Origin of the sequence: Methanosarcina sp. Kolksee (assembly GCF_000969945.1) — an archaeon.
Classification (GTDB): domain Archaea; phylum Halobacteriota; class Methanosarcinia; order Methanosarcinales; family Methanosarcinaceae; genus Methanosarcina; species Methanosarcina vacuolata.
In genome coordinates, this window is sequence record NZ_CP009524.1 from 2,130,407 (window position 1) to 2,141,830 (window position 11,424).

8 protein-coding genes are annotated in these 11,424 nt (G+C 39.7%); 1 reads left to right on the forward strand and 7 read right to left on the reverse strand.

From position 1 onward, the window contains the following. Positions 1-199: 199 nt before the first annotated feature. A complete protein-coding gene (locus MSKOL_RS08845) occupies positions 200-1,258 on the forward strand; it encodes a hypothetical protein (RefSeq protein ID WP_048155378.1) in 1,059 nt (352 codons plus the stop codon). 218 nt (positions 1,259-1,476) lie between these two features. On the opposite strand, the gene MSKOL_RS08850 is transcribed toward MSKOL_RS08845, so the two are convergent. The 7 genes from MSKOL_RS08850 to MSKOL_RS08885 all read right to left on the reverse strand — a co-directional run bounded on the left by MSKOL_RS08850 (position 1,477) and on the right by MSKOL_RS08885 (position 11,406). Continuing rightward, complete coding sequence (locus tag MSKOL_RS08850) at positions 1,477-2,127, reverse strand: hypothetical protein (RefSeq protein ID WP_048155380.1); 651 nt, start codon at positions 2,125-2,127, stop codon at positions 1,477-1,479. Further along, positions 2,118-3,587 carry an AAA family ATPase gene (locus MSKOL_RS08855; protein WP_048155384.1) on the reverse strand — a complete coding sequence of 490 codons (1,470 nt, stop codon included), beginning with the start codon at positions 3,585-3,587 and terminating at the stop codon, positions 2,118-2,120. Before MSKOL_RS08855 ends, MSKOL_RS08850 begins: the two co-directional genes overlap by 10 nt. Before the next feature lie 1,125 nt (positions 3,588-4,712). Further along, positions 4,713-5,240 carry an LURP-one-related/scramblase family protein gene (locus MSKOL_RS08860; RefSeq protein WP_048155386.1) on the reverse strand — a complete coding sequence of 176 codons (528 nt, stop codon included), beginning with the start codon at positions 5,238-5,240 and terminating at the stop codon, positions 4,713-4,715. Between the two features lie 52 nt (positions 5,241-5,292). Continuing rightward, positions 5,293-6,783, reverse strand: a complete 1,491-nt coding sequence (locus tag MSKOL_RS08865) for an arylsulfatase (protein WP_048158251.1) — start codon at positions 6,781-6,783, stop codon at positions 5,293-5,295. 151 nt (positions 6,784-6,934) lie between these two features. Beyond that, positions 6,935-8,251, reverse strand: a complete 1,317-nt coding sequence (locus tag MSKOL_RS08870) for an anaerobic sulfatase maturase (RefSeq protein ID WP_048155388.1) — start codon at positions 8,249-8,251, stop codon at positions 6,935-6,937. Positions 8,252-9,055: 804 nt separating this feature from the next. Further along, positions 9,056-10,162: a mechanosensitive ion channel family protein gene (locus tag MSKOL_RS08880; protein ID WP_048155391.1), complete on the reverse strand. Its 1,107-nt coding sequence runs from the start codon at positions 10,160-10,162 to the stop codon at positions 9,056-9,058. A gap of 848 nt (positions 10,163-11,010) precedes the next feature. Further along, on the reverse strand, positions 11,011-11,406 hold the full coding sequence (locus MSKOL_RS08885; protein WP_048155401.1) for a DUF1330 domain-containing protein: 396 nt from the start codon (positions 11,404-11,406) through the stop codon (positions 11,011-11,013). Between the last annotated feature and the right edge of the window lie 18 nt (positions 11,407-11,424).

Here is an 11,424-nt window from a genome sequence, read left to right on the forward strand (position 1 = left end):
TGCAAAAAATCTGGTCATTTTACAAAGCAAGTGAAAAACTTCACAAATAGACAATTTAATCATTCTCAACACCCAGAAAAATGGTACATAAAGGTACCAATTATGGCCTCAAAGTACGAGGATAAAATTTTTGCAACGGAACCATCAGGTTTTAATAAAGATATTAATACAGTACTTAGGAAAAGGTGTGAGAATTCATATGAGTAACTCATTAGGATCGGTTTTACATTTTCCTTCTATTGAATTTCATGATGAAGATTGGGTGAAGGCATCTTTATTATATTGGGACAAAATATATCGAATAACTCCTAAAAATTACATCCCCAAGGATAATGAGACTATTCTTGAAGCCATAGATTACGGATTAATAAAGGATATAACGCTGGAAGGAAAAGACTTAAGCAGAACTGCCGATGAATTTATTAAATACTGCGAAAATCTTCCATTTATTCCTTCTGGCTTAGAATGTTGTGAGATAATCCATCAAGATAAAGTTGACGCACGTCTTTATCCTTTTCTTGAAAGTATTGCGCACAAATTTGATAAAAGTGGATGGATTAAACTTTCAAGACCATTGACTAGAGGCTACATGTTTTATTTGTCAAAAGTTGTAGCTGAGAGAAGAAATTTGGCTCGAGCCACCGATAATATAGACAGTTGGGCTATTGCACCTTATTTTGACGAAGAAGGAGAAATTGATTCTTCTTATTTTAGCGAATATGCTGAGGGATACTATTCATATCTAATTATCGAGGATCTTATTCCTGCTGATCTTTCACTTATTCCAATTGAAAAAATAATTGATTTCATCGATGATAATAAAAAAACAAAAGAGAAATTCCGCGAAAAGATTTCTGAATTCGCTATTAACTTGAGAAATTGCGAAAGTAGTGACTTTGCACATGAGTTGATTGGTAGCTACAAGGCTGAATTAGAAGATTCTAAAAAAGAACTAACTAATAGCTTGTCTCTATTAAATTCAGGAAATTCATACGCTCTTTTGACAATAGGGGTCCCTGTAGGACTGTCAGTACTTGGAGCTTTAAGCTTATATAGCGATCCTCATTCATTGCAAAATATATCTGGCTCAATTTTATTTGGCACCCTAGCGTCTTATAATGCTCATTCTGCATATGTTAAACGGGAGAAAGAGAATTCTTCTTTGACTTATTTGGTCAACATGGATAGATATTTCGATAATTCCCCTAAAATGGCTCAGCGCGCATCATATTCACTTGATCAATTTATAAACGATTAGGGTTCATGTCCAGAGACCTTCTGCAGTAGGCCTAGTTACAGCTAAGCTGTCATGTACTGTAAAGTCAATATGCTATATCTATTAATAAAATAGTCTGTAAATCATCTACTCATCTTATACATCGGCAAGCTACTTTGTATGACATATTACTATTGATGCAATATAGTTAAGGTGTTCTGCCTTGAACAAGCATTTGGTAAGTATACACAAAAAGATTGTTACAAAGCTAAACCATAATGTATGTCAATTTGATTAAATTTTATTAACTCAACGTGATGTATATTGTTTATGTTTCTTATCTCAGCAAGCTGTTTTTCTAACTCTTCTTTTATTATATTTGTCAAAGACTCTATCAGTGACACAGAACCAGAATTAGGAAAAATGGATAAAGCTTTTAGCGAGACAGCAAAAGAATTTAGAGGGTCATTATTAAAATCGAGATCTACAGCTAAAATAAAATTTATCGGCAATGAAAAGTATTCTTGTCTTTCAGCCTTAGTTAAGTTAAAGCCTTGGATTTGTGTCAGATTCCGTAATATCACAATACTATCTTTTACCTTAATTGGTATCTCAAAATCTCTTACGCTTTTTTCACAATCTTCAAGACTTTTTATATATGAAAGAAGTTTTTCAAACTTTTTTAATTCAATAAAGTCTAAACGATTTTCTTTTTTTATGACTTTCAAAGCGTCGCAAGATTTTAGAGAAACTAACCTACAATGGGAGCATACTTTAGCTTTAGTTAAATCAAAATCAATTACTTCCAAACTTTGATTGCAGTTAGGTTCAATCTCAGATATCTTTTTTGTCTCAAAAAAACCAAGACTAAACCCTTGATGGCAAAGTTTCTCTAAAAAGCTCAATCCCATACTAATTCCTCAAATGGCTTTGAAAGCTTAAAGAATATTTTGTTCAAATCATCAGTTACATCTAATATCTCTGATGATTCGGCTACCTTATCTGCTAAATAGAACTTAGTTTTATCAGTTATTCCTTCTTTTTTAGAAAATACTCTCAATGCTTGAACTATATATGGGCTATGCGTTGTTATTAAAAGTGGAATGCCATATTTTGATAATTTTACAATAATTTCTGCATATTTTAATTGCCATTCTGGATGTAAATTTGATTCTGGTTCGTCGATAATCAGCAAATGTCTTTCATTTAAAAAATCGGTTATCATTAAAAGCTGTAATAGCCCAAAAGATTTTATTCCAGTTGCCGTATTAGCTGATTTTATTAAGTGGTTTTTTCCATCAATCTTTTTATAATACACAAAATCATTTGATTTCTTTGAATAGTTTATTTTTCCATTGATTATATTTGAGATTTCCTCAACTAAAAGGAGTGTTTGTGAATCAAAAAAATTGGAGAATCTGGAATTAGTTGAAAGTTCACTTTCATCTATATCTTCTATAAAATCAGTTAAAAGCCTTTGATTTTCCTTTATATATTTCATATCAATTTCATCGAAGTAACTTGCTTTTTCCAATTTTGACATAAGATCTTTAATATGAAATGGTACTTTCCCTCTATCATGATAGAGGGAATAGTTTTTGTCCTCCAATTCAAAAAGCGTGTTAGCATGTTTAAGAACATCATATAATTGCAGAATTGCAGGAGATTCTATGAAAGTTGCTTCTTCAAACGAGAGATCATCATAAAATTCAAATTTGTCTATGCTTTTTCGATCTATCTCAAAGTGAATAAGTTCGTTATTTCCTTCTATACAAGTTACCTTACTCTTCCCCGAAAATGATAGTTCGTTGTAAAATTCTGAGAATAATGCTTTATTTAAAGCTCTTTTTACCATTTCATTTTTATCATCTTCTCTCTCACGTATTTTTTTTATTTTATCAATAGTTACTTCTAAATCCGTCAAATTAAATTGTTTACTCAGTTGAGTTAATTTGGAAATAAATTCATCAACTTTTGCTAAACTTAGGTCGTTGCGTTTGGCATCATACCTAATTTTTGAGAGACTTTTTAATAACAACTCTGAATTTTTTAATGATGGATTCTTTAGTTTTACTTCTACAACTCTTCTTCCCATTCGATCTTTTTCAATTTCTACAATTTCTTGATTACGAGCTATTTTTTCTCGGACTTCAAAATATATATCAGATAGTAAACCATATATACTTTTAATCTTTTCTTGCTCTCCTACTTCTAGATCCTCTTCATATCTACTGAATGCTTTAATTATGGAAAAAAGCAACTTTCCTACAGTACTTTTACCAGTGTCATTAACTCCGGTGATTATAGTCAAAGAACCAATTTCAATAGTGGCGTCTTTTATAATACCGATATTTTCGATTTTAACTTTCATTTTTAACCCTATAATCATCGTACATTAATAAGAAAAAATTTATATTTTAAGTATAAGTTTTAAAGTTATAAAGTGTGTAAACATTATTTATAGGTTTTTCAAACATGATTCAACTGCATAAATGAACATATGAAACGCATTCTCATTAAATTAACTTTTTCATATAAATCACAAAAGGAAAACCTTTCTAAAATATTTTAGTTGTTTTCTTGTCTCTGTAGTGTATCAAATCCTCTGTAAATTCGCCTGACACATTATACACAGGTTTTATTGTAAAACTTGGTACTTTATCCGCTTTTAACCCAATTTTTACACTAAAAAGTTACGAAAAACGTAGGAAATGCATTGTTTGGTAGTGTGTCAATTTTTCTGTAAAATCATAAATCTTAATAAGTTAGCCGCGGGAGAATCCAGCATCCAGAGAACTAAATTGTGGTCAGTATAGAAAAATTTGATTCTGAATTTACAGAAAATTCAGTACACTGTCCAGGTTTTACTAAAACCTCATTATTTGTGTATATTTGAGATACTCATGAAAAATCCCATTTGTCTAACTTCCATAATATATTATATAGAAAAGAATATGAGTGCCTAGGTACCTGCCGCAAGTATGATGAAATCGAAAGGTAAAATAAACAAGTTCAACTGAGCAGTTACAAAGAAATTAAACCATTTGTTAGGGTACAAAAATGAAAATGTGTCTTTTCACTTTTGGAGAACATTAGAACTCGTCTTTAACAGCTTCTTGATTTCTACTTAAATTTAAAAATTTACACATTTCCTGTATGGTGAGGTAAAACGAATTAACTTTAAGCCCATCCTGATATCATTTTCCTTTTTCCCTTTTTCTTCTGCCAGGACTATCGGAGATCTCAAAGAATAAACGGGAGGTGGATCAAATTTATGAGCACCTCAACTTTGAAATTATGAGCGAAACAGACATGGACTATCTGCGAACACTGAGACTGAAGGAATACAAATGATTATAACTGGTTCTACACACGCACCAATTTAACTTGAATAAAACCACAATTACAGTGCGCCTCAATGCGAAATCTATCGTTGTCAAGTTAACTGCAGATTCAAAAAAGAAAAGGCTCAATTTATTCTTCTCCACCTATCTTATCAATCGTGGGCCATCTGATCGAGCGCAGCTGCAATCGCCAGGATAAGCGCACTGTCCTGTCCGGGCTCAATCTCCACCCCATAGGTATCTCTTATCCGGAACCATCTTTTTGAGACCTCGGCGACTTTTTCCCTCCCGGCTTCAATCTTATACTCATGGTCAAGAATATTGCCCTGGACCTCCATTTCAGGCCCATCTGCTACTTCAACTTTCCAGCGGTCGCGAAGAGGTGAGATCAGGGCTTTTTTGATCGTTGCGACTGTTTTCCCATCCGCATCCTGGAGGTCCATCGTATCTTTTATCCTGAGAAGCTTCTCCTGGAGTTTATATACCTCATTACCCTGCACATCCCTGATAATCAGGGTGTTGCGCAGGCGGAGAGCTTTGCCGTCCACATAAAATTCCCTCTCCCCAGCTTCGTTTTCTATCCAGTAGTCGTCTCCTATGGAAACAAGTTTTTCGTGCATTTTGTAGCGTTGTATGCTTTCTTCTCCACGGCCTCTGAGACCGCCCATGATTCGTCTCATCAATAATCACTCCTTTTCCTGCAGATTTTTATTTCAAATAAAGCTTTAACCTTCAGGTGCTCCCGATTCCCTGCAAAAGCTTTTCCATTATCCTGTCAACGGTAAAGCTTGCTGCTTTCTGGCGTGGAGGGAATTCTTTAAACGTTGCCAGGAAGTCTCCTACTACATCCTGGGCTGGCACCACCAGGAACGCGTGATCTAGCAGCCAGTCGTAGTAGGTGTTTGAGGTCTGGTCCGCCCTTTCAAATGGGTCAGTGCGCAGGTTGAATATTTTTGGTACACGCAGCGGGACAAAAGGTTCAGCCCAGACCAGGAGCGTGCCAATGGCGCGCTGCTCCAAAAAGACCATTTTCCAGTTGTCGTACCTTAAAGCCACCAGGTCTCCATCGTCTGAGAAGTAAAAGAACGCAATACGTGGAGATTTTTCTTCCTTTCCGGTCAGATAGGGCAGCAGATTATAGCCATCAAGATGCACTTTGAAAGTTTTGTCTATTGCTTTGTGGCCTCTTTTAAGCTTCTCCTTAATATCCGGCTCTCCGGCTGCTGCAAGCAAAGTGGGCAGCCAGTCCAGGTGGCTTACAATCTCATTAGAAATTGTGCCTGCCGGGATCTTGCCAGGCCAGCGCATTACCTCAGGAACACGGAAAGCTCCCTCCCAGCAGGAGTTTTTCTCGTTGCGGAACGGAGTCATAGCTGCATCGGGCCAGGAGTTCATATGTGGTCCGTTGTCCGTGCTGTAGAGAACAATGGTATTGTCAGCAATACCTATTTCGTCCAGCAAATCGAGCAGTACGCCTACCTGCCGATCATGCTCAATCATTGCATCATGGTATGCGGATTGCCAGCGCCCCGACTGTCCCCGTATCCTGTCCGGGATGTGAGTCCTGAAATGCATTCTTGTGGTATTGAACCAGACAAAGAACGGCTTTTCCGCCTCATGCTGACGTTTAATAAAATCGATGGCTGCATCCAGAAATTCCTGGTCTACGTCTTCCATTCTTTTTTTGGTCAATGGACCGGTATCCTCGATGCGGCCGTCGGCATAGCTATGGATTACGCCCCTGGGACCATAGTTCTTTCTGAAATTAGGGAAATCTTTTTCAGGTGGATAATCGCGTTTTTCAGGTTCTTCTTCAGCATTCAGGTGGTAGAGATTGCCAAAGAACTCGTCAAAACCGTGGTTTGTGGGCAGGTATTCGTCCCGATCTCCGAAATGGTTCTTTCCAAACTGACCTGTGGAATAACCCAGAGGTTTCAGCAGTTCGGCAATTGTCGGGTCTTCGGAATGAAGTCCCATCTTGGCTCCGGGCATTCCCACCTTACTTAGTCCGGTACGGAAGGCGCTCTGGCCGGTGATAAACGAAGCTCTTCCGGCAGTACAGCTCTGCTCCCCATAAGAGTCCGTAAATCTGATACCTTCGTTTGCTATCCGGTCAATGTTTGGTGTTCTGTATCCCATCAGCCCGTCGCTGTAGCAGCTCAGGTTGGTGATTCCGATGTCATCTCCCCAGATGACCAGTATATTTGGTTTCTTTTCTGTCATTCTTAACCCCCCAAATAAATTGGTTGATATCTCACTCGGCAATTTAAAGCAACCTTCCGCAGTTTGAGAGATAAATTCAATTTTTTTCTTCACTATACCCCATTTTTTCACAATCGCATAACTGATCCAGACTACATCTGAACCCTTTACTTTACCTGCTTCTCGTCTCCCTTTTCGCGTTATTTTTCCTGAGACCATGACAGCGTTTAAACTTTCGGCCACTGCCGCAAGGACAGGGATCATTGCGCCCTGCCCGGGCAAAAGCATCTTCCAGAGCCAGGACTTTCATCACTTCTGTTGCCGGGTAGCCCCTGCGTATAAGACCTGCCAGGATCTGCATCGGAAAGTCGATATGCCGGAAGAAAGCTTTCAAGCCCTCGCATAGGTAGTTCAGTCCGGGTTCCCCAGCAGGAGTTGTAAGGAAGCGGTTTTTAGGGCATTCTCCCCTGCAGGCAAAGAGCACCTCACATTCCCGGCATACCTGCGGGAGAGTGTTGCTTTTGTCCTGCCCGAACCTGTACTGCTTTTCCGAAGCAGCAAGCTCAGAAATCTCATTTTCCAGAATATTGCCAAGCAGGTAATCCGGTTCCACAAAATGGTCGCATGAGTAAAGATCGCCATTGTGTTCCAGAACAAGCCCAATACCGCACATTTCCTCAAAAACGCACATGCCTGAAGGAAGCCCCAGCCATCTGCGCGCAGAAGCTTCAAAAGTCTGCACGAATACCTTTCCCACATCGTTTCTTACCCACTCGTCAAAAATACGGTTCAAGAAACTGCCAAACTGCTCTGGCTGCACAGAACGGTCCGAAACTGTGTCTCCTCTCTGGTAAAGAGTATGCCCCTCTTCATTGATTCGCTCTACAACCGGAATAAACTGCATCCAGTCTGTCCCTGCTTCATCCCGAAGGAAGTGGTAGACTTCAAGCGGATAATTGGCGTTGACCCTATTTACTGTGGTCAGGACATTGTATTCAACACCGTGTTTTTGCAGCAGTCGAAGCCCCTTCATGACCTGGTCGAAAGTTCCATTCCCCCTTTTATCCACCCGATAGGCATCGTGCACTTCACGAGGACCGTCGATGCTGATTCCAATGAGAAAGTTGTTTTCCTTAAAGAAGCGGCACCACTCGTCGTCCAGCAGCGTGCCATTTGTCTGCATCGTATTTTCGAAAGTCATGCCCGGTTTTTTGTACTTTTCCTGCAGTTCGATTGCACGCCGGTAAAAGTCTATTCCCATCAGGGTAGGTTCACCCCCTTGCCAGGCGACGGTTACCTGCGGGCTGCGGTGTGCTGCGATAAGCTGCCGGATGTAGTTTCCCAGAACTTCGTCTGACATACGGAACCTGCTGCCGGGATAAAGCAGTTCCTTGTCCAGAAAAAAACAGTAGGAACAGGCAAGGTTGCAGATCGCCCCGGTTGGCTTTGCCAGTATATGAATTCTGGGAGGCAGGTAGTTTTGTGCCATTCTAACTCTCTTATCAGGTTTATTTTCAGTCCATTCTGTAAACACTTTGTACTCATAGCCTGACAGATCATGTGGAAGGGGTATTGATCTGCCAGGCTGTATATTCCACCATGAGCCAGCGAAGCAATCGTCGTCGTGTCACCCTGTTAGCCAGTAGTCACTTCACCAGCTCGATTTCCCTCGACGGCAAGATCAGGTATTTACCGCCCGCACCCCTGTCCAGACCGACGATCCCCAAATCGGTGGCATAGTGGAAAGAGCCGAAAATAACTTGCCTCATAAACTGGCAATACGGATCTTTGCTTACAAAAAATTTTTGTAGCTATTTTTCAACAGACTATTCTGGAGAAGCAATTTCAGATTTGTAGACTTTTTAACAGTGGATAGTCCAGGGATAATTTTGTTTGTGACCGAAAAGCAATGAATTTGGTATTCTTCGCCTTCCCGCGCAGAACTTACTGAACCCTGACATCGGGCCGCAACCGTTTTGATTCGAACGGAAAAATAGTATTTTACTCTCTCTTTTTTCCCGCATCCTTTCAAGCTAGCTGATGAAAACCTGTCAGGTAACTGAATTATAATGTCAAAGATGACATTCCAGGCCCGCACCCGACTAATTTTGAGACTATCTGCCCTCCCCATCCATTACTGAACTGCGATATTTACCCCCAAGTTTGCAGTCCGATAATCGCAGTTGTATATTTAAATTTTTATGTATATGAGTTTTATGTGTAGTTTAATATACTTCTTACTCAATTTTATTGGGTTCCCTGGCATAGAGTGCAAGGTTCCATAGAAATGCAATTAACCGTTCTTAAAATCATTGCCATTTCTGGAAATTGTTAACTCATTTTCCCGGTCAGCAAAATGAACAATATTATGTAAAGAAGGCGCTGTGATACCTGCATTTATCAGGGCCTTGTAAATTGCCGTGTTGAGCCGGTCCTCCAAAATCCTGGTTTCCACGAAGTTTTCTATCCAGCATCTGACTTTGAACTTCACTCCGAATTCTGTAAAATCGAATAAATGTGCCTGTATCGGTTTATCTTGCATGATCCAGTCTTCGTGAGTCAGAGCCTCAAGAATCAGATTTCGTACGTACTCGATATCCGGACCATAGGATATGATAACAAAAGTTTCGACACGGAACATTCTGTCAGGCATGGAATAATTCGTAATAAGTTCCTTTCCGATAACAGAGTTGGGAATTGCTACCTGGCGGTTGTCCCTGGTAAGAATGCGAGTAGACCGCCAGCTCATTTCGAGCACATCTCCCAAGGTATTGAGCTTTTCTATCAGTATACGGTCTCCGATTCCGAAGGGACGATCAATTGAAATTGCAATCCCGGCGATGAGGTCAGCAAGCGTGCTCTGGGCCGCAAGGCCGATTATAATACCTCCGATGCCGAGAGCAGTGAATGATTCACGAAATGAAACCTGTGTGATCCTGAAATGTTCAAAAATTATGGTAATGGCAAGGAAAAGAAAAACCAGTTGAGATATATACTGTACGTAGCGAACCGCTCGGTGGTCTATTTCTTCCAGTTCCGTCAAGGGCACTCTGGATAGGCACCAGTCTGCAGCAAGGGATATCAAGCTAAGAACGACATACGTCGCTATACATACGTAGAGAACGAAAAAGAAATTATTAACGATCCATGCATAATTGCTGAAATACTTACCAAAAAGCCCTATTGCGGCTTGCGTACCCTGCAGAATGATGAGATTCAACAGTGAATTTTCTACAAGTCGGAAAATTCTATTGGAATATTTTCCTTTTTCGATCGCTGGCCAGAGCCAGCGCTTCAAAATAAATCGGCTAATGAATAAGGCACCGATTGTAACTAGCAGAATAACGACCAGCTTCAAGATAATTATACCGAGTAACAATATATGTTCGATGTCGACCACTTATACCCCCCGGGATTTTACTTCCCTTCGAGAACTCTGCACTCAAAAAAAGTTGAAGTAATATGACCTAAAAGATATATAAAGTTTAATATATATAGGGATTATCATATATTATATTAAAATAAAGAGTTCTTAATAAAGAAAATGCAACTTGGCCGGTTTTTGGCTGGGCAACCTTCGCATACTGATTTACTCTTAAGTAAAATATGGTCCTCTATGTTGAACTCTAAGCCTGATACCTTTGACCTGACTTTCCTGTCTTAACTATATTGCTACGTTTCAAGCTCAAAAAATTTAAATTTGTCTACAATTAACTTTATTGATTCAGGAATTCTTTAACTGAAGGCAAGACTCGAAGAAAAAGAAACTTGCTCAGATGCCCGCAGGGCGGATTTTTCCAGAAAAAATAGAAAGAAATAAGAGAATTTTGCTTTGGTTATCGGATTCGGCTTGTTCTGGATAGTGCTCCGACAGTGAACGCATTAGTAGAGGCTCCAAGATCAAAAAATAGGTTCCCCATTTGTATTAGATGGGGGCATTGAGCTTCCTGCGCGCATTTATCACTTTTTTTAAACGCCTTCCTGTAAATGGATTTAAGTTTTCTGCGCATTGGTCGCTCCTGAAGGTATGAATCATTAAGTATACTTCAGCATAGCTCCAGCAACCAAACCTGCAGCAATTCCAGCGAATATCCCCATTAACAGACCACAAAGTATGTGTTTCTTCGTCAGTTCTATACCCCCTGTCAGTTCTATACTCCACCTTATACTATCTTCCTATCCTAGCTGAAAATCGATGCTCATTGAGAAAAGTCAATGTTCATCATCCTGAGAAGGACAGAAATACTACTAGTTAATTTTATTTGAAAAGAATCGTTCCCCCTCTCCCATTGGTGACGTCGCATACAACACAGTACGCTCCAGGCCTTGTTCACGGTCCACCTGTACTTTTAGATATTCTGGATTGTTCACCATCTCCACAAAGACTTTGCGCGAAGGATACTCTACAAGAATAATGGCATCCCATGTGTCATCGCCCACAAGCAATTCAGCCGCCTTACCGGAATAAATTATACGTGCGCCACGTGCTTCAAGTATCTTCGAGACGTTTTCCACGTAGCGATCGTATGCCCTGGCTCCTTCTTCACCCTTGAATTTTAGCAGGTTCAGCATAACAACTTTGCCCTCATCCGGATTAGATACTAGGGCACGCAATGCTTCATCATTTGGTAAAATCGAACTCATACAGGACCCTCAAATCAA

Coding starts and splice junctions, on each gene's coding strand:
- MSKOL_RS08855 (WP_048155384.1), bottom strand. CDS start 3,587: ATGAAAGTTAAAATCGAAAATATCGGTATTATAAAAGACGCCACTATT.
- MSKOL_RS08885 (WP_048155401.1), bottom strand. CDS start 11,406: ATGAGTTCGATTTTACCAAATGATGAAGCATTGCGTGCCCTAGTATCT.
- MSKOL_RS08865 (WP_048158251.1), bottom strand. CDS start 6,783: ATGACAGAAAAGAAACCAAATATACTGGTCATCTGGGGAGATGACATC.
- MSKOL_RS08850 (WP_048155380.1), bottom strand. CDS start 2,127: ATGGGATTGAGCTTTTTAGAGAAACTTTGCCATCAAGGGTTTAGTCTT.
- MSKOL_RS08860 (WP_048155386.1), bottom strand. CDS start 5,240: ATGAGACGAATCATGGGCGGTCTCAGAGGCCGTGGAGAAGAAAGCATA.
- MSKOL_RS08870 (WP_048155388.1), bottom strand. CDS start 8,251: ATGGCACAAAACTACCTGCCTCCCAGAATTCATATACTGGCAAAGCCA.
- MSKOL_RS08845 (WP_048155378.1), top strand. CDS start 200: ATGAGTAACTCATTAGGATCGGTTTTACATTTTCCTTCTATTGAATTT.